We start from the raw sequence: 23,510 nt of genomic DNA, 5'->3' as shown, positions 1-23,510 counted from the left end.
AAGCCATGTTTTTTGAGAAGAAATAGGAGAAATGAAAAAATCTTTATATAGAGTTATAATAAAGAAATACAATAACCTATTAAAGTGGGAGAAATTAGAGGCGGTAAAATGATGTTTGAATTTGTGGGGAGTGTTATAGCATTAATTTTATTTGTATTTTCTTATATACATTTAAAAAAGATTCGTCATCATGAAACGACTACATATTTTGATGGGATGGATGGTATACATGCTGGGGTCATACATGAGAGTGGCGGGGATATGTAAAGGTGTATAACTTTCTTTTTTTGCGTGGTATGATATGTAAAAATAGTACATAATAGAGTTCGTAAGTGATGAATGGAGAGTGGAAAGAATGAAGATTTCTTTTATTCGTCATGGTCGCTTAAATCGTACTATAGAACCAATGACGGTTACATCCTTTCATGAATGGATGAAAGGATATGACTTACATACTATAACAGAAAAAGCACCTATACCAATGGAAACAAGAGAAGTGGTTGAGGCAGCAAAATTGATTGTATCAAGTGATCAACGGCGTGCTGTACAGTCAGCAGCTGAATTAATGGATTCTTTATCGTTTATACAAAATTCTCTCTTTAGAGAAGCTACAGTTCCGACGAGCTTTTATGCTCCAAAATGGTTGAAGTGTAAACCTAACGTATGGATGTTTATCGGACGAACAGTATGGATACTTGGTTACCATAAAGATGTTGAGTCTTATAAGGAAGTAAGAGAGAGGGCGAGACAAGCGGCTTACTTATTACATCGTTACGCTCTCGTACATGGAAGTATTGCTCTTGTAGGTCATAATTATGTGAATGTAATGATTGGTGCCGAACTGAGAGCGATGGGATGGTCTGGTTCTCCTATTTTGCACAGAGAGCCATGGGGATGTACAACATATACGTTTCATGAGGCGATGAATGGAAATGTATTAAATACGAATTTAACATAAAAGCACACGATTTATATAAATCGTGTGCTTTTTTTAAGATATAGAAATTTTGATGTTTAATGGTTTTACGAGATGTGCATAAGGTTCGCCTACAAGCATAACGATTTGATCTTTTTTATAACCTAGTTTTTCGTATAGTGAATAGGCACGTTTGTTTTCTAAATTAACAAGTAATGCGATTTTTTCATACTCCTTTTCAGTTGCATGTATTTCAGCAGCTTCAATTAATTTAGAACCAATTCCTTTTCCGCCATATACACTTGAAACGGATAAAGTATCAATGTAATATTCATCAAGCTCGGCTTCTTTTTCTAACGTAATCGATTCATCTTTATGTAATTCTCTTAAGTGATGTACGATTGGTGCATCAAGCATTGTTGCTTCACTACCGTGATAAGCGACAATAACTCCAACTGCATCCCCGTCTTGTTCATATACAAAACAGTTTTCATAGCTCAGTCGATTTTTCTCTTTTGAGAACCATGTTTCAAGTCCTAGTAATACTTCTGTCTCAACTGTGCTACCTGTGATTTTTTCAGCAATTTCGTGCAGAGCGTTATACAATAAAGGTGCTACCAGTTTCGCATCTGTCTTTTTTGCTTTCCGAATCATAGTATCCCTCCTAGTTCTATTCATATATTGTAGCATAGCGGTGTGAAACTTTGCATAATTGAATGTCGAAATGTTTGATATAGAGAAGTAGCTATGTTAGTATATGATATTTAGTGGACATATAATTAAGAGATATCTTTTGAAAAATAATGAAAATGAAATGAAGGTATAGCATCTGGATAATTTTACAGTTGTTGACCTATAGAATATAAGTTAAAATAAAATATTGCATAGAGGTGAAATACATGGATAAAGAATTAGCAAATACAATTTTGGATCAGCTGAAAAATGGTGAAATAAAGGAGTATGTTGTTACGAAAGATGTATTTTATACGTTCAGAGAAGTTTTAGTAAATCGAGAAGACTTTAAACATTTCATTGGTAACGCACAGCGCGGCGGACAAGTCATTTATACATACTCAGAAACGCCACGTTCGTAACTAGAAGAATATAGGGAGGAGACTTATGGGCGATTTTAAACAAGGCATATTACCGCATTGGGATTATATGTGGAAAGATAGAGCCGGCAACCGATTTATGGGAATGGTCATGTATCCAGAGAAAAGAAAGTGTTCGACAAAAATGCTTCAGAAAATAAAAAGAGCATATGAAGAGGCTGTAGAAATTAAAGTAACTGTACAAGTTCAACATACATGTCAGTACGTTGAAGGAATGATTGTGTACTTTGATGAAGAAGCTCCTGTATGTACAATGATTGATAAAGATGAAAATCCACATCATATATTTGTAAAAGATATTTTGCGTATTGAGCACTCTGCATAATCTTTTCATAAATAAGTTGAATTTCCATAATAATAATCTTTTTCTATAATAGTTATCTTTTAGTATGTAACGCGAATCGAAAGTATATGTATAATATTTAATAAAGTAACGTTGATAAATGTAATCGTTTTTTAGAACAGATTATCGTTTCATGTCTGTTCTTTTTTGCGTGATGCTGGAGAAATATATTCCTCCAGCATTTGCCGTTTTATGACAAAATATATTGTTAACTTTTTTAAAAATAAGGTTAAATTCGTTGACAACTTTTTTGAAAAGCACTTTATTGACATGAGTTTTAGAATGTTGTTTCATAGTCATTGTATTGAAAAAAATCGACGGTCTTGTCGAAAAGTAAAAGTTAAAAAAAGAAAGAATTTATACATATATCTTGTGTCTTATTTTGAAACGTAATACAATATATAGAGAAATCAAGAAACAACATACAGAGAGTATAGATTGAAAAGGGAGGGTCGGAAATGTTAGTTGCATATGATTCTATGACAGGAAACGTGAAGCGTTTCATCCACAAATTAAATATGCCGGCCGTTCAAATTGGTGAAGATCTAGTAATAGATGAAGACTTTATTTTAATTACGTATACAACAGGTTTTGGCAATGTACCAGAACGTGTTTTAGAATTTTTAGAGCGCAATAATGAAAAATTAAAAGGCGTATCTGCAAGCGGCAATCGTAACTGGGGAGACATGTTCGGTGCAAGTGCTGACAAAATTTCTGCTAAATATGAAGTGCCTATTGTATCAAAATTTGAGTTATCAGGAACAAATAACGATGTAGAATATTTTAAGGAAAGGGTGCGGGAGATTGCGACACATTGAACTGAATAATGAAATCACGCAAATGCAGGACGGTTTTTATCAGCTTCATAAAGATAAAGAGGCATTAGAAGTCTTTATGGAAGAAGCTAGAGAGAATACCGTTCATTTTAATAGCGTGGCAGAGCGAATGGAGTATATGAAAGAACATGATTACTATTACAACGTTCTGGACGAGTATAACTTGGAGGAAGTAGAAGAGGTATATAACATCGCTTATGGTGAAAACTTCGAGTTCCAATCTTATATGGCAGCATCTAAGTTCTACAAAGATTATGCGTTAAAAACAAATGATCAAAAACAATACTTAGAAAGCTATGAAGATCGTGTAGCAATTGTGTCATTATACTTAGGACGCGGTGATGTTGCGAAGGCAAAACAATTCGCAAGCATGATTGTCAAACAAAACTACCAACCAGCGACACCAACCTTTTTAAATGCGGGAAGAAGCAGAAGAGGAGAAATGGTGTCTTGTTTCTTGTTAGAGATGGATGATAGCTTAAATTCAATCGGCTTTAACATTAATACTGCAATGCAATTATCAAAAATCGGCGGAGGAGTAGCTTTAAACTTATCTAAGCTACGTGCACGCGGTGAGCAAATTAAAGGTATCGACAACGCTGCAAGTGGTGTAGTACCTGTTATGAAGTTACTTGAAGATTCGTTTTCATATGCGAATCAGCTTGGCCAACGAAAAGGTGCTGGCGCAGTATACTTAAACATTTTCCATTGGGATATTATTGAATTCCTTGATACGAAAAAAATAAATGCCGATGAGAAGAGCCGTATTCAGTCTCTATCAATCGGAATTATCGTTCCAAGTAAGTTCTTTGAGCTTGCTGAGAAAAACGAACCTTTCCATGTTTTCGCGCCTTATACGGTGTATAAAGAATACGGAAAGCATTTAGATGATATTGATATCGATGAAATGTACGATGAATTAATGAGCAATCCGAAAGTGAAGAAGAAGCCGCTAGATATTAGTGCGCGTGATATGCTTATTAAAATTGCTATGATCCAGCTTGAGTCTGGTTATCCGTACTTAATGTTTAAATCAAATGCAAATAACCAACATCCATTGAAGGATATTGGAACTGTGAAGATGTCGAACTTGTGTTAAATATGTAGCACCTTCTAGTAGAAATGCTAGTCGAAAACTCCGTTAAACGGGGAAAGCCTCAAATTTGAGGTAACCTACCGTGCTAAATCTTATCTTAGAATGAAAATATAAAAGTTCAGAATGTATCTTATTATTTTGTATAGCAGAGTTATGGGACAACATAAAGTAATAAGAGACTTTCTGAAAGATTAAGATAAGTAAAAGCCTAACGACTATCCCTTATGGGAGTAGAGCGCAAGCGATTGGCGTTCGAAAAGCGGAGCACCTAATCAGGTAATGCTGTAGGTGATGATATAGTCTGTCCTGTATGGTGACATACAGCAGTTGCATGAGCAACGGACTGAGGAATAGCGAACTCGGTTGAACATTCGAGACAGAAATCTTCCAGCTTCAAGAAACTTCTGAAATAAATGATTATGGTACAGATGACATTATCCGTCGTGATATTAACTGTAACTTAGGATCGTTAAATATCGTAAATGTAATGGAAAATAAAGAAATTCGTGAAGCAGTTCATGCGGGAATGGAAGCTTTAACAGCTGTTTCTGATATGACGATTATTCCGAATGCACCAACTGTGAAAAAAGCAAATGATGAGCTTCATTCAGTTGGGCTTGGCGCAATGAACTTACACGGATATTTAGCAAAAAATAAAATCGCTTATGAAAGTGCAGAAGCGAAAGAGTTCGCTCGTACATTCTTTATGATGTTAAATTACTACTCCATTGAGAAAAGTATGGAAATCGCTAAAGAAAAAGGCGAAACATTTAAAGACTTCGATAAATCTGATTATGCGAATGGGACATACTTTGAAAAGTATGAAACGACAGATTACAGCCCAGTAACTGAAAAAGTTCAGCAATTATTTGAAGGAGTTCATATTCCAACAAAAGAAGATTGGACAAGTTTAAAAGAGCAAGTGCAGAAGAATGGTTTATATAACTCATATCGTCTTGCCATCGCTCCTACGCAATCGATCAGTTACGTTCAAAATGCAACTTCAAGCGTAATGCCGATCGTAAGTCAAATCGAATCAAGAACGTATGCGAATGCGACAACATATTATCCAATGCCGTATTTATCAAAAGATACGTTCTGGTACTATAAATCTTCTTACGATATGAATCAGTTTAAATTAATTGATTTAATCGCAGAAATTCAAGAACATATTGACCAAGGTATTAGTACAATTCTTTACGTTAATAGTGATATTTCAACACGTGAATTAGCACGTTACTACATCTATGCACATAAAAAAGGCTTAAAGAGTCTGTATTATACGAGAACACGTAAATTAAGCGTGGAAGAGTGTGTGGCTTGTACCGTTTAATGGCATATTGCCATACTAAATGAATAACCCAAAAGTATGAGCAGGGTTATGAACCCTGCTCATACTTGGTTTGTTCTACTAAACGGTTAGCTTTTCATTATTAGATGGAAATTTAACCGTTCAGTAGAACAATAATAGATATAGGGGTGATTCAATGCGCGCTGTTAACTGGAATAAAAAAGAAGACGATTTCAGTTTAATGTTTTGGAAGCAAAACATCGCTCAGTTTTGGACAGAAGAAGAAATTGCGGTTTCGTCTGACAAAAATACTTGGGTGCAATTATCGAAAGAAGAGCAAATTGCTTATAAGCGTGTATTAGGTGGTTTAACACTTTTAGATACGAAACAAGGTGGCGAAGGAATGCCTCTTGTACTTGTTCATCTTGAAAATTTACAAGCAAAAAGTGTATTAGCTTTCATGGGTGCTATGGAAGAAGTACATGCGAAGAGTTACAGTCATATTTTCACAACGTTAGCTACTGAAGAAGAAATCGATGATATTTTCGAATGGGTAGACAACCATCCGTTACTTGAGAAAAAGGCTGGTATTATTACAAGTTACTATCGTCGTTTATTAAAGCCTGAAGTAACGAAAAAAGAGTTATACATGGCAATGGTAGCAAGTGTGTTCTTAGAAAGTTACCTATTCTATAGTGGATTCTTCTATCCACTTTACTTAGCTGGTCAAGGAAAACTAACAGCAAGTGGTGAGATTATTAACCTTATTATCCGTTAACTAATAGCGGCTTTTGGTAGAGATACCAATTGAAAAACCCTTTTAATTGCTGGGAACCCCTATTGTAAATTTATCTGTTATATTATTGATGAATACATACATTCAGGTTATTCTCTAACTATCAATGGATGGAAAGGAGAATAGCTGATAGGGCAATCAGCAGCGAAGCCTTTATCTAGCGATAACATGTACGGAATTTATTATTTGAAAATCAATGGGAAGTATTATATTGGTAAAGATGTGCAAGTTTCGAATTTAAAACGAATTAAGGAACATATGTGGATGTTAAAGAGTGGCACACATTATAATAGGTATTTACAAGCAGCATACTGTAAATATGAATTCACCTTAGAATATGGAGTTCTAGAGGAGATAGAATGTTCATTGGAAGAATTGAGTGAGATTGAACAACAGTATATTTGGCAGTATGATTCTTATAATAATGGCTATAATTTAACTTTAGGTGGAGAAGGATTGGGTGGAATTAAATTCACTGAAGAACAATTAGAAAAGAAAAGAAAAGAAAAGACAACGTGTTATAGGTGAAAAAAATCCACAATCCAAAATTACAGATGCGCAATTTTTTGAGATTGTAGAATTATTAAAGGACGGCAAGACAAACCTAGAAATTGCTGAAATATATAATCTTCATCCTAATTATGTGTCTTTAATTCGACATAAGAAACGTTTTAAACATCTTTGGGAAAAAGTGCGAAATTATATTCCGGTAAAATCTGAGCACCAACTGAAAACAAGGGGACGTGTTACTCTTGAAATGTTTTTGGACATTGTTCAGATGTTACAAGCCGGTGAATCAAATGCATCCATTGAAAGAAAACATGGGTTATCGAGCGGCACAGGAAGCCGTATCAGACACCGAAAGCTGTATAAACAGTGGTGGGTGCGATACGTAGATAAAGGAACGTTCAACGACTATCCCAATGGCGGTGAAATTCCGCAATAGGAGTAGGGCCAAGCGGTGGGTGAGAATCCCTTAAATCGAAATGGAGGGCTACCTGAGAAGGTAGATGATATAGTCTCTTCTTACAGGAAACTGTAAGCTGTATAAACGGCATAGGAGTAGCGAATCTATGTGAAGGTAAAGGATGAGTCAATTCACGGCGTATTCGTCGGTATTTTAGCACAACAAATCTTCGCGGAACTTTCTGCAGAAGATCAACAAGAAGTGCAAAAAGAAACGCAAGAGTTATTAATGGAACTATATGAAATTGAAATGGCATACACAGAAGAAATTTACACTTCTATTGGCCTTGTAGAGGATGTAAATCGTTTCGTTCGTTACAATGCGAATAAAGGACTTATGAACTTAGGACTTGAGCCAAAGTTTGAAGAAGAAGAAATTAACCCAATCGTTTTAAATGGTTTGCGTACAGATACGAAAAACCATGATTTCTTCTCTGTAAAAGGAAATGGTTACGTAAAAGCGACGAACGTTGAAAAGTTATCTGATGATGACTTCGTGTTTAATTTTTAATATATGATCATAAAGAAAAGCTGTCTTATTTATTGATAAGGCAGCTTTTCTTTATGGATTTGTTTACATAACATTATTATTTTTGTATAACGATTTCTGTTTGGAAAGTTCTATCTGGCTAATGGATAGAACTTTTTTGTAATTAAATGGGTATTTACAATCCTTTTGTATCGGTGTATTATTTAACTAGTACACCAATACAAAAGGAGGGAAGAAATGAAAATAGAATTTTCTCCAAATACACCAATTTACATTCAGGTAATGGAATACATAAAAAAAGAAATCGTAACAGGACATTTGTTGCCTGGTGATAAAATTCCCTCTGTACGTGAATTAGCGAGTGAATTACAAGTAAATCCAAATACGATCCAGCGTACATTTCAAGAGCTAGAACGAGATGGGGTTGTTGTAACACGTAGGGGAATGGGACGATATGTAACGAATGAAGGGGAGAAAATTATGGAGCTGCGAAAAGAGATGGCGAAAGAATTACTTCATTCTTTTATAGATGGAATGGACAATTTAGGTTTTTCAGAAGAAGAAATTCTTACAATCCTTCGTTCTTCATTACATGAGAAAAGGGAGGAGAGCGAATGACAGAGCTATTAAAAATAGAAAACTTATGGAAGAGATACGGATTAAAAGCAGTGATTCGTGAATTAAACATAGAGATTACCGAAGGAAAAATTGTTGGGCTTGTTGGAGATAACGGGAGCGGGAAAACGACGTTATTGAAAATGATTGCTGGTCTGCAGCACCCTTCTGAAGGGAGTATTACAATCGCTGGTAAAAAGGTAGGATTAGAAACGAAAGAAATCGTTTCGTTTATGTCTGATAAGCCAGTATTTGATGATTGGATGACAGTAAAAGATTCTATATTTTTCTACCGTGATTTTTATAAAGACTTTGACATTCAAAAAGCGGTAGATACGGTTGCGGAGTTTAAAATACCGTTAGAAGAAAAAATTACAGCTTTATCAAAAGGGATGGTTGAAAAGCTACAAATCATTTTAACATTTTCGAGGAAAGCGAAGTTATACGTACTAGATGAACCGTTGGGCGGGATTGATCTCATTTCTAGGGAACACGTACTGGAACTTATTCTACAATTTTATAGAGAAGATTGTACAATCCTAATCTCGACTCATTTAATAAATGAAGTTGAAAATATTTTTGATGAAGTAATCTTTTTAAAAGATGGGGAAATTGTATTGTATGAAAATGTAGAAGAATTACGTTTTCAAAGAGGGAAAGCGGTCACAGATGTGTTTAAGGAGGTGTTTAGTAGATGAAGCCGAGCTTAATATACATGTACAATATAAATAAAAAGCAAATTATTATTTCGTTGCTATCATTTATATTCGTTATCGCTGTAGCTTTCGTAAGTTTGGGGAATTATATTAAGCAAGAATCAGGAGAAGTAAGACAAACAATTATAGTTAGTTTCGTTATTCTAGTATATATAACTTTTTTAGCAATGATAGTTATTCAGGCGGTGTCTGCATTTGGAAAAATGACTGAAAGCACATTATTTCGGTTAACATCGATATCGGGTAAAAAGATTGTTTTAGCAATATTGTTATACGTTGTAATTTATTTACTTATTTTTGAATTAATGGGTTCTATTTTTTTATATGGTATTTCTATGAAAATAATAAAAGGTACAGAGCTCTATGAAGTATTATTTACTCAAAGTGTATTCAATCCACTAAAGCACCTCTTTAGTACTATGTTATATGTATTTAATTTATCTAGCATATTGCTAGTATTACTTTTTTCAGTAGCAAGCGTTAAAGTGTTTTCTTTGAAAAAGAAGAAGTTAAAATATCCAATGGTATTTTTCTTATTTTTACTAGTAACAAAATTATTAGGTACTATATATGGAATGTTGGGCGGTCTTGCACCTGCTGCACCTCTAATAAAAAAATTAGTATATATAGATGAACCATCAGAAGCGGATGTGTTTCTCTATCCGGAAAAACTTATGAATTTATATAGCCTTAGTTTTTCTATAGGAATATTTATTCTACTTGTTTATATAACAGGTCGCATAATCGATAAAAAACTAGAAGTCTAAAGGAGGAATCAGCATTGGGAAACGTAGTAGTAAAATTAGAGAATGTTCGAAAAAAAATTGGTGGAACGGAAATTATTCGTGGTTTATCATTTGAAGTTCGTGAAGGGGAAGTATACGGGTTCCTTGGACCAAACGGTAGCGGTAAGACAACCACGATCCGTATGATGACAGGTCTTATTTCAATGACAGAGGGCGATATTACAATTTGCGGTCATAGTATTCGCACGGAGCGTGAAAAGGCGCTAGAGCAAATTGGAGCGATTGTAGAAAATCCTGAACTATATGATTATATGACAGGAATGCAAAACTTAAAGCATTTTGCGAACATGGCAATTACACCAATTAGTAAAGAGCGCATTGCTGAAATTGTCAAACTGGTTGAATTAGAGCATGCGATTCATGAAAAGGTGAAAACATATTCACTTGGTATGAAACAACGTTTAGGAATTGCACAGGCATTACTTCATCAGCCGAAAATTTTAATTTTAGATGAACCGACAAATGGATTAGATCCAGCTGGTATTCGTCAAATTCGTGATTATTTACAACGTTTAGCGAAAGAAGAGAATATTGCTGTAATCGTATCAAGTCACTTATTAAGTGAAATTGAACTCATGTGTGATCGCGTCGTTATTATTAAGCAAGGTGAGTTTGTACAAGACTACAACTTACATGAACAAGCAAAACATGATGAGACAGTAGTTGTAGCGTTTGAAGTAGATCAAGTACAGAAAGCAAATGAAATCATTAAAGGGAAGGCACAAGGAAATGTCATTGTAGTATCTGTAACGAAAGAAGAAATTCCACAACTTGTAAAGAAACTTGTGAATGACGATGTGCTTGTATACGGAGTTACTGTTCAAAATAAAACGTTAGAGGATGAGTTCTTAGCGATTACAGGGGGAGTGAAAGCGTAATGTTTAAATTAATTCAAAATGAATTTTTAAAGCTGCATGCGAAAAAAGGAATGTATATTTTAATTGGTGTTATTGCAGTATTGGAGATTTTGGGAGTTTTAGTGATGCTGAAATGGGGAGACGGAAGTGAATTTAAAGGATCATATTTAGATTTTGCAAGTTCAGAGATTGGTTTAATTACTTTGTTTGCGACGATATTTGGAATTACGATTGCTTCTCGTATGATTACTGATGAGTTCCAAAAAGGTACAATTAAGCAGTTATTAATCCGTCCAAGAAAAAGAATGACAGTTTTATTCTCTAAATATATTACAGTGTTACTTACTATAGTATTTATCATATTTGCTAGCACGTTAATTGCAATGATTATTGGCGGAATTGTAATGGATGGTAGCAAAACAGAATTAACGGTAGGAATCGTAATGAAATCTACTTTATACCAAGTACTTTCACCGTTCTTCTTTGCGACGCTTGCATTTTTCTTAGCAAACGTATTTAGAAAATCTGTATTACCATTAATTATCACGATATTCTTCTTCTTTTTACAAGGAGCAATTAATATGGCACTAATGATGTTTGCAAAAGGTGTAGCGAAGTTTATAGTATTCTTCCATTTGGATTTAAGAGCTTACGACAGTAATAAATTAATTAGTGGCGGAGCAGAACCACCATTCACAGAATTTACGTTTACAACTTCATTATTACTTGTAGCTGCATACTTTGTTGTATTGCTTGTAGCATCAAGTGCATTATTCCAAAAACGTGACGTATTATAATAAAAGAAATCCCCGCTTGTAAAAACGGGGATTTTTATTACATAACTTGCTCAGGTAGTGCAACTTGAAGAGCAGTAATATAGTATTTTAAGAGATATGTTGTTTGAATGTAATTGAGAAAAATAGGAAGAGTTTCAACTATATTCATATTATAATGTAGTTATCCGACCATTTACTTTTACTATCTTTGGAGGTGTTCTATATGCATTATGCATTTTCACGTATAAGGCTACGTAGCTTTTTTGGATGGATGATTATAGGGTTGTTCCTTACGATGATCCCATTAGGTCTATCAAATGTTTCTGAGAATACGATGGAGGTTATTTCACAAATAACTGTGTTTTTTGTATTTCCATTATTTTGGTTATACGTAAAAACCAATAAAAATAATGTTGTATTTAATAGTTTTTTTGATAAGCCAGGACGTTTACCGTGGGGATTAATTGTATTAGCAACGATAATGGGAATGATTTTTTCAGTCGGTATATCTCATATTCAATTTTACATATTAGCACATACGTTACCGAATTTCTTAGTTACTATGTTAGAAGACGGAAATGTTATTAATACGAGTAACATATATATGACGATATTTATTTTCGTTTCAGCATGTGTATTAGCACCAATTATGGAAGAGGTTATTTTTAGGGGCTTCTTTTTACAGCGAATGGCTTATAAATGGGGGATTAAAAAAGCTGTCATTATATCTTCCATTATTTTTGGCTTAGGACATTTTGATGTTATTGGTGCGTTCATGTTTGGTGTTGTTATGTGTCTTTTATACATAAAGACACAAAATATATGGACGAATATCGCTGTACACGCTCTAAATAATTTAATTGCAACAAGTATGCAATTTGTTGGCGGAGAAGAGAGTAGTGCAATTTCAATTCCTGAATTACAAGCGCAAAGTAATTTATGGATCGGTATCGGTCTTACAGTTGTTGGATTACTTTGGTTAATTCCTTACGTTTGGAAACAATGGCGTACGGTAAAAGAAGTGGGTGTGCCACCAGTGCGCTTCATAAATGAGGAAAAAGTAGTGAGTGCATCACAAGAAAATGAAGTGTATAGTCAAGTGATTGTAACAGATAGATTGATGGCTGTAGAGCTACCAGATGAGGCTGTAAATAAGCTCGGGTTAGAAGAAAATGATTATGTAACAGTATCTGTAGAAGACGATAAAATCATTATAAAGAAAGCGCATGATAGATAAGTAAAAAGTAGCTCCTTGTGAGCTACTTTTTACTTTGTAATAATTTCCACACGAAAATTATTGCCGTTCTTTACATATTTAATATCTGTAACAGTGCGGACTGCTTTTAAAATCTCAACTTTTTCACCAATTCGAGGGATAGTCGGAACATTGTCCCAAATGCCAAGCAAGTCATCTAATTGTGCCGTTTTTTCATAAAACCAGATTTTCAATGTAAAGCCCCTTTCTCGAACTTTATGTATTTTAATACATAATATATTATTTTTATTCTTATTGTAAGGGGTTTTTATATATTTTATGAATAAAAATTAATTAATCTTCTGGAAAGATATGTTCAATATCAGGAGTAAGAGATATTTCTGATAATACGATATGAGAAACAGTCGTTGCATATGAAGAAACATCATTAATAAATTCTTCAAGTTCAACGAGTGAAGGAACAGAAATTTTTACAATGTAGCATAAGCTTCCTGTTACGCGGTAACAAAAACTTGCGGACGGATAAGACTGAATAAAATGTTGCATACGCGTTGTATCACCGTTTTTTAAAGTGATTTCTAAAATACAGTCTAAAACAAGTCCTGCTTTTTTATAATCGATATCGATTGTGTATTTTTGGATAACGCCTTCACTTTCGAGCTTACGAACACGTTCTGCAGTAGACGGAGCAGATAAGTTTACTCGTTTCGCCAATTCACGCATGGAAAGGCGACTATCATTATATAATTCATTTAAAATTTTTCGATCAACACGATCTAGTTGCATGTGTAAATATACCTCCAGTAAAATGATAATTTTTGTAAAGGAAAAATATAAATTAAGATTCATATGAAATGTAAAGAGAACTTTATTTATTTTACAATAAAACTGAAGGGAATAGGAGGAAAAATAATGGAGAGAATTTCATTATCAAATGTAGGAGATACAAAGTTTCAAAGGTTATTAGGTCATAATCCGGAAATATTACATTCGTGGAGTACATTAGAAAATACATTATACAATAAAGGAACTCTTTCAGCAGAGTTAAAGGAGCAAGTGAGAAGAACATTAGCGTATGGGAATGAATGCCCGTACTGTATGGCGAAGGGAAGGCCTGATGATATGCAAAAGGTAGAAGAAATTGGTGTAGCAGTTACTTTTGCGCATACATTTATTCATGACAAAAAGGCGATAGATGATAATATGTTTCATGTATTGAAACAATACTGGACGGAAAAAGAAATTGTAGAGCTTTGTGCGTATATTTGTTTTATTACTGCGTCACAACAATTTGGTTTTCTATTTCAATTACAGCCGAAAGAAGGAGAAAATGATGAATAATCAAATAGCACTTATTATAATTGATGTACAAAAGGCGTTTCAATTACCATACTGGGGTGAGAGAAATAATCTTTTTGCTGAAGAAAATATGAGAATTTTGTTAGCAGAATGGAGAAAAAGGAAACGACCAGTTTTTCATATTCAACATGTAAATAAAGAAAATGATCAGTCGATGTTTTATGAGGGAGCGGAAACAGTCAACTTTAAAGAAGAGTTGCAACCACTACCAGGTGAAGTGGTTATTCAAAAATCTGTTAATAGCGCATTCATTGGGACAAATTTAGAAGAGCAATTAAGAGAGAACAAATGTAATGCAGTAGTGATTGTAGGATTAACGACAAATCATTGTGTGGAGACTACGACACGAATGGCAGGGAATTTAGGATTTAAAACATATTTAGTGAGTGATGCGACGGCTACTTTTAACCGTAATGGTCTAGATGGTAAAGAGTATAGTGCAGAAGATATTCATAATATGACACTTGTAAATTTACATGAAGAGTTTGCTACAATTATGACGACAAAAGAAGTATTGAAATTATTTTAAGAAAATAATTGCGAATTATGTAGAAAAAAATAAGAATATTTCGTATAATCTAAGTACAATCATTTTAAAAATAGGGGTGGCATCGTATGGAGCAAATTCCGGTAAAGAGAATAGAAGAAGTACTTGTTGTAGCAGGGGATGACAAACAAAAGCAAAAGGAATTTTATGAATTGCTCTTATCTACTGAGTTTTATGTTGCTGGCTCATTAGAAGCAGAGGAAGGTGCAACAGAAGGGATACTTCGTTTGCGTCATTTCCAAGGAGAGGGTAGATGGATCGTTCCGTTCTTTACACAAATGGAATTTGTGAAAGATGTATTGCCAGAAGGAACACCCCTTATTACGATACGTGGGAAAGAATTATTTGGTAGCATTGAGAAAGATGCTACAGCAGTATTAAATGTCGGTACTGATATAAGTAAAACATTTATTCCAGAAGAAATTGCAGATATCGCATCTGGACGAATTTTTAACTATTATAAATAAAGTGAAGCTTTAATCAGTGGGGGTTTTCTTCATCCCCCACTGATTATTAGTTGAACCAATCGGGCTTTAATGGGCAGCCCGACCCCCACCTAACTTCTTTACTTTCGCTGAATTTTGATGTGGGGGTCTTACTGCCCATTAAAGCGGGATAAAAGGAAAAGCTGAATTGCTTTTCCTTTTTAATTTGAACACGGAGTGGCTATGCCAGAAGAAATAGAGAGTGTTTTATTATTTGTATTTATTGTCGCTGTAGCTCCAAGAGGGATTCCGATGTTTGGGCTTATATGTCCAATCGGTAAACCGAATAGGACAGGTATAGCATATGAAGTGAAATATTCATATAGTATTGTTTGCAATGATTGAGATGGTTTAGAAGGAGTGCAGTCATGACAACTTGTAAAAATAACACCACTACATTCATGAAACTTTCCAGATAAAAGTAGCTGATTTAACATACGATCAACGCGATACGGTTCTTCCCCAATGTCTTCAAGCAATAAAAGTTTATTGGCTGTATTTATCTCGTAGGAGGAGCCAATGATACTCGTTAACACCGCTAAATTGCCTCCAACTAACTGACCTGTAACTGTACGGGAAGAGCTAGGTACGATACATTCTGAAGCAGATAAGATGGTTGAATACGGATGAAATAGTTGGTTGAAAGAAGATAAAGAAAGAGAATCTACCCCTTTCCCTAATTCTTCAACCATTGGGCCATGAAAAGTAATAAGCTTTGCATAACGTGAAAAGGCAGTATGTAAAGCTGTAATATCGCTATATCCCCAAAAGATTTTTGGATTTTGCCGAATGATTTCATATTGAATGTGAGGGAGGAGACGAGCGCTACCGTAACCACCCCGTGCACAGAAAACGGCCTTTACCTCATGATTTGAAAATGCTTCATGTATATCATCAAGCCGGACTTGATCCCTTCCAGCTAAATATCCATATTTCTCATAAACACTCTTCCCGATTACTACAGATAAACCCATTTCTTGTAATACCTTTACACCTTTTAATACATTTTCAATTGTTGGTGGCCCGGACGGTGCAATAATCATTACTGTATCACCTTGTTGTAATGCATTTGGATATATCATTGTTTTCAGCCTCCTTCACTTTCAATATATTCGCTTCATAGGAAGTTCAATCCTTGTAAAAGAAGGGAAAAGTTTGTCAAATAAAGAAGATATAAAGAGAATAGGAGGAGAAACAATGTTTACAAGTCGAGTCATAGATACATTACAAATTAAGTATCCCATCATTCAAGCCGGTATGGCGGGTGCGATTACGACGCCAGAACTCGTTGCAGCTGTGAGTAATAGCGGAGGATTAGGAACGCTTGGAGCAGGCTATATGAGCCCAGAACAAATTCGTGAAGCAATTTATACAATAAGGGAGCTAACAGATAAGCCCTTCGGTGTTAATTTACTTTTAACAAAAGAGATACAGATAGAAGAAGAGAAGATAAACTTGGCAAAGAGATTACTTAGCGGAGTGAATAGAGAATTCGGTATAGAGGAAGAAGAGCAGGTAAAGCTTCCAAAAAGTTATAAAGAACAATTACAAGTGTTAGTAGAAGAAAAAGTACCAGTCGTTAGCTTTGCGTTTCAAACGTTAGAAAAAGAAGAGATAAATGATTTGAAAAGAAGTGGAATAAAAGTCATCGGCACAGCTACTCATGTGGCAGAGGCGAAAGTGCTTGCTGAATTAGGAGTAGACATTATTGTCGGTCAAGGTAGCGAGGCAGGAGGGCATAGAGGAACGTTTATCGGGAAAGAACAGGACGCTATGATTGGTACGTTTGCATTAATTCCGCAGCTAGTAGCAGCAGTTCCGCATATCCCGATTGTTGCAGCAGGTGGTGTAATGAACGGGCAAGGGCTTGTTGCGGCATTTACACTTGGAGCAGAAGCTGTTCAAATGGGATCAGCCTTTTTAACGAGTGAAGAGAGTATTACGCATGACGTGTATAAAAAAGCGGTTTTACGTAGTACAGATACGAGTACAACTGTGATTCGTGCGTTTTCCGGGAAATATGCACGAGGTATTCGTAATGAATTTATAGAGAAGCATGAAGGGAAAGAAGAAGACCTTCCGATGTATCCGGTGCAAAATGTATTAACCTCTAAAATACGCCAACAAGCAGCAAAGCAAAATAATGGAGAATATATGTCACTTTGGGCAGGACAAGCGTCATCATTAGCACGAATAGAATCAGCTCAGCATGTAGTGGAGAGAGTGATGAAAGAAGCAGATAATGTAATTGAACAATTGCAAAATGTATATAGAAAAAGACCACTTGAATAATTCAAGCGGTCTTTTCTTTAGTTTGCTTTATAAAATTGTTGGATGGCTTCATCAATATAAACCCAGCCTTTCCAACCTAAGTGCATATGATCTTTTAAGAAGTATTTATCATACTCATGATTTGAGAAGTCGGCAATTGGATAGCCAGCTTTCTCAATTTGCTCATGAACTTTCTTATAGTACAATTCTCGGCGTTCTTTCGGGAAGCCAGCGTAATCGTACCAAGGCCCTTTTACAGGAACAGAAATGAAGAGTGGTTTTGCACCAGATTGTTTTAATAAATCAAGTGCAATTTGTAAATCTTCATATTCTGGCGATTGATCATAGGCATCATTTTTTAAGTAGCCTTCACGTTGCTTTAATTTCTTCTTGATTTTGCTGTTGAAGTAACCATCTTCAATACCGTAATTGTTAGATCCAGATTCTGCTGCACCTGTTTGATCTGCATGTTTACGAGCCTCTTCCCAGTTCATTTGTTTTAATGAAGGGTCAAGTTTTTCTTTATGCGGTTTAATATTAAACATAGCTGTAAATAAATCTTTACGATCTAAAATGTTACGATAAATATAAGCGAAAGGTTTAGCAGCAAATGCTTTTACTTTATGCTTTGTATCATCGTAAACGATACCTTCAAGCGAAATTTTTAATAAAGTTTCTTTCTTAACGATCTCAAAGTTTAATAAACGCTTTGCAATTTGCTTTTTCATTTCAGGTTTTACATCATCGTTGAAAATGAAATGGTAACCTTGTTGCTTTGAAAAGTTAGGTGCAAAGTGTGTTTCATCAATACCTTGTGGCACAAACCATTGCGGAGAAAGAACGAATACCATTTTCTTATCCTTCAATTGATCCATCGTAGATGCAAAGTTTAATACATGTACAAGGTCTTGTGTTCCGCCACGTCCAAGTAGGAATGGTGTGAATCCTTCAGGCTTTACTTTGAAATAATTTGATGGATGGTAAGCATCCATACGTGCGAATTCCGATGAACCATACATCGGAAGGTATTTCGAATCTGCTAACATCTTTTGCTGTAAAATCATACTTTGAATCTTTTCTTCTTTTAAAGAAGTTGCAGCTTGTTCTACTTTTTCGTCACTTAAAAGCGGGAGTAGAAAGCGCGTCGGAATAAGTAGGAATACAGCAAAAAGGGCCAATGCTAAAAGCATCGGACCAAATTTTGCTTTGTTCATCGGATTTCTTCCAACTTCTTAATAACCATGTTTGGAGTAGCCCACTCGTCACGATCAAAATCAGAAATAGAAACTTCAATATCTAAACGCTCTTGGAATTCAACTAATAAAGATACTACAGCGAAAGAATCAAGAATACCTTCTTCAAATAATTGAACATCTAAGTTTTCTTTTACAATATCGTTTTCACATACTTCTTCTAAAATATCTAATACTTGCTCTTTAAATTCTGCCATTTTTAAAATCTCCTTTATATCCGAAATATATTATATGTGCAACTTCTTAATGGTATAAGAAGGGTGCATTAAAAGTATCTGTTAAGGTGTCCAGAGAAAATTAGGAAACCGAAACATACAACGTGGAACGTAATTACGATCGCAAGGACGTGTGTAAATTTGTTGTTTGGCCAAAACTTATGCTTTTTGTTTTTTCGTTCGAAAATATCGAATAGAATAAACAGTGCGGCATGATATAGACCATAAATAACATACTGCGCAACAGCGCTTCCTTGGATGTGCCAAATTCCCATAATGAAGAAGTTTAAAAATGCACCGATATACGAAATAGTGTAACGGTTCTTAATTAACTTTTTCTTCGTTGCAAAAAAGACGAAACGCATGTAGATAAAATCACGGAACCAGAATGATAAACTCATGTGCCAACGGTTCCAGAAGTCTTTTATATTACGACTAAGGAACGGTTTATTAAAGTTTTCAGGAGTTTTAATTCCCATCATATAACTGATACCAATTACGAACGCACTATAACCTGCAAAGTCAAAGAATAATTGCATGCTAGTAGCGTACATAAAAATCACGTTAGATAAAAGTGTATCTTGATTGGCGAATACGGCCTTTACAAGATATGTTGTTATTAAGTGCGCGATTATAAATTTGTACAGAAAACCTTGGAAAATACGGTTAAGTCCTGTATATAGTAACTTTTGATATTCTTCAGCGCTAGGCGGCTTTTGAATATCTTTTTGGAATCTACGGTAACGATCAATAGGTCCACTTGAAATCGCAGGGAAGAATAAAACAAACTCCCAGAAATTAAAGAAGGAAAGTTCTTTAATTAAATTATCACGAACTTCAAAGACCATTTGTACAGCTCTAAATGTTACGTAAGACATACCTGCGAAAACAATAAAATGCAATTCAGGTACAAATGGTGCGATTTTTGCCAAAATAAGTGGCAAAATCGATAAAATAACAGCTATACAAAACATGAATGTACTATTGTTTTGTTTTCTTAAAAGTAAATAGCCTTTAATAAGGGCATATTGCCAAATAATAAATGCAGCTAACATAATCGCTTGCTTCGGTTTATCCGAGAAGATAATAGCAATCATGACTAATGTTAAAACGGCATTATATTTACGCAACATTTTACCTTTTAATCCAGCTATGATAGTAGGTATTAACAAAATGCCCACTATAGCGAAAAAATAAAATGATCCATATGCGGTCATGCTGTAACCTCACTCAATAATTTTTTGCGATCTACCTTTCCATTTGGTGTCATTGGAATAGAAGATTGATACATGAATTTACGTGGAATCATGTAGTTTGGTAATCGCTCATTGAGTTCTTTTTTGATTGCAGATGTTAATTTGAATTCTTTTTCAAATGAATGTTCTCCAGGAACAACAACCGCTAATAAATAATCGTATTTCTCACCTTTTTTAATTGGAACGATAACTGCTCCTTCTACGTAAGAACACGCACGAAGGTGATGCTCAATTTCTTCTAATTCCATTCGATAACCATGCAGCTTAATTTGGAAATCAAGACGACCATTATAGAATAGAAGACCATTTTCAACATAGCCAGCATCGCCTGTTTTATAGGCGCGCTCACCGTCAATCATAGTAAATGCTTTTTCTGTTAATTCAGGGCTTCCTAAATATCCAACGCTTACGCTTGGACCAACAATTACGATTTCACCTTTTTCACCATCAGGCGCAATCGTACCATCTTCTTTCATAATAAGAAGGCGGCAGTCTGATTTACAGTAGCCAACTGGAAGTGATTTGTATTGATTAAGCACTTCTTCTGTAACATGAATACCTGTTACAGCGACAGTAGCTTCAGTTGGACCGTACGTATTCATAATTGTTGCTTTTGGGAAACGCTCAATTAATTTTCTAGCTACTTCATTTGGTAACACTTCACCGCAGAATAAGAATGTTTTCATGTTTGGTAGCATACTCTCAGAGAAAGATGCTTCCATTAAACACATCTCTGCGAAAGATGGTGTGGAAGTCCATACTTGTATATCCGATTGCTCTAAAGAAGCAAACAAGTCTTTTGGACGTGCAATCATATCTTTATCAATTGCCCAAAGTGTACCACCTGTTACTAATGATGGGTAAATATCCATGACAGATAAATCAAATGAGAAAGGTGCTTGGTTTAAGAATACTTGCCCCGTTTGTAAGTTGAAATCTTCTACAGCCCATTTTGTAAAACTTACAAGGCAGTTATAAGTAATCTGAACCCCTTTCGGATTACCTGTGCTTCCTGATGTGTAAATAATGTAGAAGTTTTCATCACCTGTTACCGCATGTTTAGGATTTGGAGTTTTCCCTTTATGAGTAAAGAAAATATCTTTTAAGTTGTCCTCACTTAGAATGCGAACTGGTAAATCAGTTACAGTTACTTCAGTTCCTGATAAAAGTAGTTTCGCACCAGAATTTTCAGCGATACGTTGTACACGATCAGCTGGGATAGATAAATCTACAGGAATATAAGCATGTCCAGCTTTTACACATCCTAAAAAGTTAATAATCATTTCAGGTTGCATATGGCCATACACCATAATTGGTGAACGATCATCTGGATACTCAGAAGAAATCCAATGTGCTAACGCATCAGAATCTTCCTTTAATTGTTTGTACGTAATTTTCGCATCTCGCCAAACAAAAGCAGTTTGATCAGGCGTTTCAATAGCCCACTTTTCAATTTGTTCTAATAACTTCATAACGTTCCCACCCTAGAATTCATTGTAAATAAATGTACTTGTGTTTGTATCATGGAATCCATACAACCAAAGTAATGCAAATAAAATTGCAAGGTAATAAACCGTCTTTGCAACCCATTGTGTGAGTGGTCGAGACCATATCTCTTTTAATCTTTCCATGTCTTTCCCTCTCTTAATGAAATAATAGCTCTTTGTAGGTATCATGTCCTACATTATTGTGAAAAAAACAAAATTCCACATTTTAGGTAAAAATAAGTCGAAAGGCTCTTTTCTGATATTAGCACTAAATACTAAAAAAGAAAATCCCTAACTTAGCAATTATATTACATTCAGCATCAATTTGTAATGGATTTGATATGTAAATAGGAAGTGGATTGTGTGAATACATAAAAGTGGACTAGAAGAATACGTAAAATATAGTATTTGTGCTTATGAGTCATTCGAGACAAAGTAAACTTTTACATTTCTAGCCCTTTTAAAAAGGAGGAAATTATCATGGATAGAGTGTGGAAGAATCTAATTTCGGAAGAAAATATCGTGAAATGGAGAAGACATTTTCATAAGTATCCGGAATTATCGTTTCATGAGAAAGAAACTTCACAATTTATATATAATACATTATGCACATTTTCTTCTTTTGAAGTAACGAGACCGACGAAGTATAGTGTACTAGCAATTAAAAGAGGAACGGAACAAGGGAAAGTAGTTGCGATTCGAGCTGATATAGATGCTCTGCCAATTCAAGAGGAGACGAGTAAATCTTATACGTCTGTGAATAAAGGAATGATGCATGCATGTGGACATGATGCTCACGCAGCTATTTTGTTGGGGACAGCAGAAGTACTGTCAAATATAAAGGAAGATTTTGCAGGGGAGATTCGTCTATTTTTTCAGCACGCAGAAGAGGTATATCCCGGCGGGGGACAAGAAATGGTTGAGGCAGGTGTAATGGACGGTGTTGATTATGTAATAGGTTTACATGTTATGTCAGGACTTGAGAGCGGAAAGATAGGCATTGCGTATGGGCCGATGATGGCGGCACCAGACGTATTTACAGTTGAAATTCAAGGGAAAGGGGGACATGCGGCGAGGCCGGAGGAAACGATAGATCCTATTGCTATCGGAGCGCAGATTATTACAAATCTACAACATATTGTATCAAGAAATACAAGTGCTTTCATGCAAAGAGTCGTTTCAGTTACGCAGTTTCATGGGGGAATGGCTGATAATATTATTCCTAGTGCAGCAACTTTAATGGGCACTGTTCGTTCATTTAATCAAGCATTAAGGTTGGAAGCAGAAGAGAAAATTGAGAAAATCGTGAAAGGAATTACAGAAGCACATGGAGGGTCATGTACATATTCGTATCGATATGGATATGATCCGGTTATTAATGATGAATATATTACGAAAGTAGTAGAAGAAAGTGCACTACATTTGTTTGGAAATGAGCGTGTTGTGAAGCTTGAACCTTCTATGGGAGGAGAAGATTTTTCGGCATATTTAAGAAAAGCACCTGGTTGTTTTATTAAATTAGGGACTGGTAATAAAAAGATAGATACTTGCTACCCGCATCATCATCCAAAATTTGATGTAGATGAATCAGCTCTCATTTATGGAGTGGAATTATTTTTAGAAACAACAATGAGATTATTGAAATCATAGAAAAGTATAAAGTGCAACTTTAATCAGTGGGGGTTTTACTGCCCATTAAAGTGGGATAAAAAAAGGCAACTGCGCTCTATCACAGTTGCTTTTATTTCTTTCCGTCAGAGAGGGCTGAGAAAGAACTATGCTCATTTATAGTATATGAATAGCTA

At 35.1% G+C, this 23,510-nt stretch carries 26 protein-coding genes and 4 pseudogenes; 21 read left to right on the top strand and 9 right to left on the bottom strand.

Annotation, left to right across the window (positions count from 1 at the left end):
- Nucleotides 1-84: 84 nt before the first annotated feature.
- Entirely contained in the window at nucleotides 85-267 is a 183-nt protein-coding gene (locus PDQ33_RS01315; RefSeq protein ID WP_262724215.1) for a hypothetical protein, read from the top strand.
- 88 nt (nucleotides 268-355) lie between these two features.
- Nucleotides 356-958, top strand: coding sequence for a histidine phosphatase family protein (locus PDQ33_RS01310; RefSeq protein ID WP_270754539.1), 603 nt, complete (start codon nucleotides 356-358; stop codon nucleotides 956-958).
- A 33-nt stretch (nucleotides 959-991) separates the two neighbouring features.
- On the opposite strand, the gene PDQ33_RS01305 is transcribed toward PDQ33_RS01310, so the two are convergent.
- Nucleotides 992-1,570, bottom strand: a complete 579-nt coding sequence (locus tag PDQ33_RS01305) for a GNAT family N-acetyltransferase (RefSeq protein ID WP_000619530.1) — start codon at nucleotides 1,568-1,570, stop codon at nucleotides 992-994.
- Nucleotides 1,571-1,815: 245 nt separating this feature from the next.
- On the opposite strand from PDQ33_RS01305, the gene PDQ33_RS01300 reads away from it, so the two are divergent.
- From PDQ33_RS01300 to PDQ33_RS01235, 14 genes and pseudogenes are all read left to right on the top strand, one after another.
- Nucleotides 1,816-2,010, top strand: coding sequence for a hypothetical protein (locus tag PDQ33_RS01300; protein ID WP_000356683.1), 195 nt, complete (start codon nucleotides 1,816-1,818; stop codon nucleotides 2,008-2,010).
- Nucleotides 2,011-2,035: 25 nt separating this feature from the next.
- Nucleotides 2,036-2,353, top strand: a complete 318-nt coding sequence (locus tag PDQ33_RS01295; protein ID WP_000502211.1) for a hypothetical protein — start codon at nucleotides 2,036-2,038, stop codon at nucleotides 2,351-2,353.
- Nucleotides 2,354-2,829: 476 nt separating this feature from the next.
- Complete coding sequence (gene nrdI / locus PDQ33_RS01290) at nucleotides 2,830-3,189, top strand: class Ib ribonucleoside-diphosphate reductase assembly flavoprotein NrdI (protein ID WP_000959450.1); 360 nt, start codon at nucleotides 2,830-2,832, stop codon at nucleotides 3,187-3,189.
- Nucleotides 3,176-4,303: pseudogene (locus PDQ33_RS01285) on the top strand (ribonucleotide reductase N-terminal alpha domain-containing protein); the annotation flags it as partial. The gene nrdI and the pseudogene PDQ33_RS01285, both read left to right, overlap by 14 nt.
- A gap of 382 nt (nucleotides 4,304-4,685) precedes the next feature.
- Nucleotides 4,686-5,636, top strand: a complete 951-nt coding sequence (locus PDQ33_RS01280) for a ribonucleotide reductase (protein WP_076867485.1) — start codon at nucleotides 4,686-4,688, stop codon at nucleotides 5,634-5,636.
- Nucleotides 5,637-5,790: 154 nt separating this feature from the next.
- Nucleotides 5,791-6,369, top strand: a pseudogene (locus PDQ33_RS01275) (ribonucleotide-diphosphate reductase subunit beta); the annotation flags it as partial.
- Between the two features lie 189 nt (nucleotides 6,370-6,558).
- Nucleotides 6,559-7,336: pseudogene (locus PDQ33_RS29040) on the top strand (GIY-YIG nuclease family protein).
- A gap of 135 nt (nucleotides 7,337-7,471) precedes the next feature.
- A pseudogene (locus PDQ33_RS01265) lies at nucleotides 7,472-7,867 on the top strand (ribonucleotide-diphosphate reductase subunit beta); the annotation flags it as partial.
- A 216-nt stretch (nucleotides 7,868-8,083) separates the two neighbouring features.
- Complete coding sequence (locus tag PDQ33_RS01260; RefSeq protein WP_000687513.1) at nucleotides 8,084-8,464, top strand: GntR family transcriptional regulator; 381 nt, start codon at nucleotides 8,084-8,086, stop codon at nucleotides 8,462-8,464.
- Nucleotides 8,461-9,159, top strand: coding sequence for an ABC transporter ATP-binding protein (locus PDQ33_RS01255; RefSeq protein ID WP_061131201.1), 699 nt, complete (start codon nucleotides 8,461-8,463; stop codon nucleotides 9,157-9,159). Before PDQ33_RS01260 ends, PDQ33_RS01255 begins: the two co-directional genes overlap by 4 nt.
- Nucleotides 9,156-9,944 (top strand): ABC transporter permease, encoded by a 789-nt coding sequence (locus PDQ33_RS01250; RefSeq protein ID WP_270393165.1) that lies wholly within the window; start codon nucleotides 9,156-9,158, stop codon nucleotides 9,942-9,944. Before PDQ33_RS01255 ends, PDQ33_RS01250 begins: the two co-directional genes overlap by 4 nt.
- 14 nt (nucleotides 9,945-9,958) lie before the next feature.
- Nucleotides 9,959-10,861 (top strand): ABC transporter ATP-binding protein, encoded by a 903-nt coding sequence (locus PDQ33_RS01245; protein ID WP_270754546.1) that lies wholly within the window; start codon nucleotides 9,959-9,961, stop codon nucleotides 10,859-10,861.
- Nucleotides 10,861-11,637 carry an ABC transporter permease gene (locus PDQ33_RS01240; RefSeq protein WP_270393163.1) on the top strand — a complete coding sequence of 259 codons (777 nt, stop codon included), beginning with the start codon at nucleotides 10,861-10,863 and terminating at the stop codon, nucleotides 11,635-11,637. The genes PDQ33_RS01245 and PDQ33_RS01240 overlap by 1 nt, the downstream gene beginning before the upstream one ends.
- Nucleotides 11,638-11,839: 202 nt before the next feature.
- Nucleotides 11,840-12,853, top strand: coding sequence for a CPBP family intramembrane glutamic endopeptidase (locus PDQ33_RS01235; RefSeq protein ID WP_270754547.1), 1,014 nt, complete (start codon nucleotides 11,840-11,842; stop codon nucleotides 12,851-12,853).
- 29 nt (nucleotides 12,854-12,882) lie between these two features.
- Here the strand turns inward: PDQ33_RS01235 and PDQ33_RS01230 are convergent, their stop codons facing one another.
- A complete protein-coding gene (locus PDQ33_RS01230; RefSeq protein ID WP_000707103.1) occupies nucleotides 12,883-13,065 on the bottom strand; it encodes a DUF3913 family protein in 183 nt (60 codons plus the stop codon).
- A gap of 100 nt (nucleotides 13,066-13,165) precedes the next feature.
- Complete coding sequence (locus PDQ33_RS01225; protein ID WP_270754550.1) at nucleotides 13,166-13,618, bottom strand: Lrp/AsnC family transcriptional regulator; 453 nt, start codon at nucleotides 13,616-13,618, stop codon at nucleotides 13,166-13,168.
- Between the two features lie 63 nt (nucleotides 13,619-13,681).
- Here PDQ33_RS01225 and PDQ33_RS01220 point away from each other — a divergent pair, with 63 nt between their 5' ends.
- The 3 genes from PDQ33_RS01220 (at nucleotide 13,682) to PDQ33_RS01210 (ending at nucleotide 15,205) form a co-directional block, all read left to right on the top strand.
- Nucleotides 13,682-14,173: a carboxymuconolactone decarboxylase family protein gene (locus PDQ33_RS01220; protein ID WP_001997023.1), complete on the top strand. Its 492-nt coding sequence runs from the start codon at nucleotides 13,682-13,684 to the stop codon at nucleotides 14,171-14,173.
- Nucleotides 14,166-14,720 carry a cysteine hydrolase family protein gene (locus PDQ33_RS01215; RefSeq protein ID WP_001064616.1) on the top strand — a complete coding sequence of 185 codons (555 nt, stop codon included), beginning with the start codon at nucleotides 14,166-14,168 and terminating at the stop codon, nucleotides 14,718-14,720. Before PDQ33_RS01220 ends, PDQ33_RS01215 begins: the two co-directional genes overlap by 8 nt.
- An 86-nt stretch (nucleotides 14,721-14,806) precedes the next feature.
- On the top strand, nucleotides 14,807-15,205 hold the full coding sequence (locus PDQ33_RS01210) for an SseB family protein (RefSeq protein ID WP_000435208.1): 399 nt from the start codon (nucleotides 14,807-14,809) through the stop codon (nucleotides 15,203-15,205).
- Nucleotides 15,206-15,384: 179 nt separating this feature from the next.
- Here PDQ33_RS01210 and PDQ33_RS01205 read toward each other — a convergent pair whose 3' ends face one another.
- On the bottom strand, nucleotides 15,385-16,305 hold the full coding sequence (locus PDQ33_RS01205; protein ID WP_000640088.1) for a S66 peptidase family protein: 921 nt from the start codon (nucleotides 16,303-16,305) through the stop codon (nucleotides 15,385-15,387).
- Between the two features lie 115 nt (nucleotides 16,306-16,420).
- Here PDQ33_RS01205 and PDQ33_RS01200 point away from each other — a divergent pair, with 115 nt between their 5' ends.
- Nucleotides 16,421-17,515, top strand: coding sequence for an NAD(P)H-dependent flavin oxidoreductase (locus tag PDQ33_RS01200; protein ID WP_270754551.1), 1,095 nt, complete (start codon nucleotides 16,421-16,423; stop codon nucleotides 17,513-17,515).
- A gap of 17 nt (nucleotides 17,516-17,532) precedes the next feature.
- Here PDQ33_RS01200 and dltD read toward each other — a convergent pair whose 3' ends face one another.
- The 5 genes from dltD to PDQ33_RS01175 all read right to left on the bottom strand — a co-directional run bounded on the left by dltD (nucleotide 17,533) and on the right by PDQ33_RS01175 (nucleotide 21,849).
- Complete coding sequence (gene dltD / locus PDQ33_RS01195; protein WP_270393153.1) at nucleotides 17,533-18,708, bottom strand: D-alanyl-lipoteichoic acid biosynthesis protein DltD; 1,176 nt, start codon at nucleotides 18,706-18,708, stop codon at nucleotides 17,533-17,535.
- Entirely contained in the window at nucleotides 18,705-18,944 is a 240-nt protein-coding gene (gene dltC / locus PDQ33_RS01190; protein ID WP_000807310.1) for a D-alanine--poly(phosphoribitol) ligase subunit DltC, read from the bottom strand. Before dltC ends, dltD begins: the two co-directional genes overlap by 4 nt.
- Before the next feature lie 68 nt (nucleotides 18,945-19,012).
- A complete protein-coding gene (gene dltB, locus PDQ33_RS01185; protein WP_000127926.1) occupies nucleotides 19,013-20,179 on the bottom strand; it encodes a D-alanyl-lipoteichoic acid biosynthesis protein DltB in 1,167 nt (388 codons plus the stop codon).
- Entirely contained in the window at nucleotides 20,176-21,690 is a 1,515-nt protein-coding gene (gene dltA, locus PDQ33_RS01180; RefSeq protein WP_270754552.1) for a D-alanine--poly(phosphoribitol) ligase subunit DltA, read from the bottom strand. The genes dltB and dltA overlap by 4 nt, the downstream gene beginning before the upstream one ends.
- A gap of 12 nt (nucleotides 21,691-21,702) precedes the next feature.
- Complete coding sequence (locus tag PDQ33_RS01175) at nucleotides 21,703-21,849, bottom strand: teichoic acid D-Ala incorporation-associated protein DltX (RefSeq protein ID WP_000440293.1); 147 nt, start codon at nucleotides 21,847-21,849, stop codon at nucleotides 21,703-21,705.
- 336 nt (nucleotides 21,850-22,185) lie between these two features.
- On the opposite strand from PDQ33_RS01175, the gene amaA reads away from it, so the two are divergent.
- The gene (gene amaA / locus PDQ33_RS01170) at nucleotides 22,186-23,355 is read left to right on the top strand and encodes an N-acyl-aliphatic-L-amino acid amidohydrolase (RefSeq protein ID WP_270393151.1); all 1,170 of its coding nucleotides are present in this window, start codon (nucleotides 22,186-22,188) and stop codon (nucleotides 23,353-23,355) included.
- Nucleotides 23,356-23,510: the final 155 nt, after the last annotated feature.

It is taken from the genome of Bacillus cereus group sp. Bc031 (assembly GCF_027716265.1).
Lineage (GTDB): Bacteria > Bacillota > Bacilli > Bacillales > Bacillaceae_G > Bacillus_A > Bacillus_A paranthracis.
This window is presented reverse-complemented; position numbering and strand designations above follow the sequence as displayed.

Excerpts from the sequence above, each read along its gene's own strand:
- PDQ33_RS01215 (WP_001064616.1), top strand. The coding sequence starts at position 14,166 with ATGAATAATCAAATAGCACTTATTATAATTGATGTACAAAAGGCGTTT.
- PDQ33_RS01310 (WP_270754539.1), top strand. The coding sequence starts at position 356 with ATGAAGATTTCTTTTATTCGTCATGGTCGCTTAAATCGTACTATAGAA.
- PDQ33_RS01305 (WP_000619530.1), bottom strand. The coding sequence starts at position 1,570 with ATGATTCGGAAAGCAAAAAAGACAGATGCGAAACTGGTAGCACCTTTA.
- PDQ33_RS01300 (WP_000356683.1), top strand. The coding sequence starts at position 1,816 with ATGGATAAAGAATTAGCAAATACAATTTTGGATCAGCTGAAAAATGGT.
- PDQ33_RS01175 (WP_000440293.1), bottom strand. The coding sequence starts at position 21,849 with ATGGAAAGATTAAAAGAGATATGGTCTCGACCACTCACACAATGGGTT.
- dltC (WP_000807310.1), bottom strand. The coding sequence starts at position 18,944 with ATGGCAGAATTTAAAGAGCAAGTATTAGATATTTTAGAAGAAGTATGT.
- PDQ33_RS01210 (WP_000435208.1), top strand. The coding sequence starts at position 14,807 with ATGGAGCAAATTCCGGTAAAGAGAATAGAAGAAGTACTTGTTGTAGCA.
- dltD (WP_270393153.1), bottom strand. The coding sequence starts at position 18,708 with ATGAACAAAGCAAAATTTGGTCCGATGCTTTTAGCATTGGCCCTTTTT.
- dltA (WP_270754552.1), bottom strand. The coding sequence starts at position 21,690 with ATGAAGTTATTAGAACAAATTGAAAAGTGGGCTATTGAAACGCCTGAT.
- nrdI (WP_000959450.1), top strand. The coding sequence starts at position 2,830 with ATGTTAGTTGCATATGATTCTATGACAGGAAACGTGAAGCGTTTCATC.
- PDQ33_RS01260 (WP_000687513.1), top strand. The coding sequence starts at position 8,084 with ATGAAAATAGAATTTTCTCCAAATACACCAATTTACATTCAGGTAATG.
- PDQ33_RS01240 (WP_270393163.1), top strand. The coding sequence starts at position 10,861 with ATGTTTAAATTAATTCAAAATGAATTTTTAAAGCTGCATGCGAAAAAA.
- PDQ33_RS01250 (WP_270393165.1), top strand. The coding sequence starts at position 9,156 with ATGAAGCCGAGCTTAATATACATGTACAATATAAATAAAAAGCAAATT.
- PDQ33_RS01295 (WP_000502211.1), top strand. The coding sequence starts at position 2,036 with ATGGGCGATTTTAAACAAGGCATATTACCGCATTGGGATTATATGTGG.
- PDQ33_RS01200 (WP_270754551.1), top strand. The coding sequence starts at position 16,421 with ATGTTTACAAGTCGAGTCATAGATACATTACAAATTAAGTATCCCATC.
- amaA (WP_270393151.1), top strand. The coding sequence starts at position 22,186 with ATGGATAGAGTGTGGAAGAATCTAATTTCGGAAGAAAATATCGTGAAA.
- dltB (WP_000127926.1), bottom strand. The coding sequence starts at position 20,179 with ATGACCGCATATGGATCATTTTATTTTTTCGCTATAGTGGGCATTTTG.
- PDQ33_RS01205 (WP_000640088.1), bottom strand. The coding sequence starts at position 16,305 with ATGATATATCCAAATGCATTACAACAAGGTGATACAGTAATGATTATT.
- PDQ33_RS01255 (WP_061131201.1), top strand. The coding sequence starts at position 8,461 with ATGACAGAGCTATTAAAAATAGAAAACTTATGGAAGAGATACGGATTA.
- PDQ33_RS01235 (WP_270754547.1), top strand. The coding sequence starts at position 11,840 with ATGCATTATGCATTTTCACGTATAAGGCTACGTAGCTTTTTTGGATGG.
- PDQ33_RS01225 (WP_270754550.1), bottom strand. The coding sequence starts at position 13,618 with ATGCAACTAGATCGTGTTGATCGAAAAATTTTAAATGAATTATATAAT.
- PDQ33_RS01220 (WP_001997023.1), top strand. The coding sequence starts at position 13,682 with ATGAAATGTAAAGAGAACTTTATTTATTTTACAATAAAACTGAAGGGA.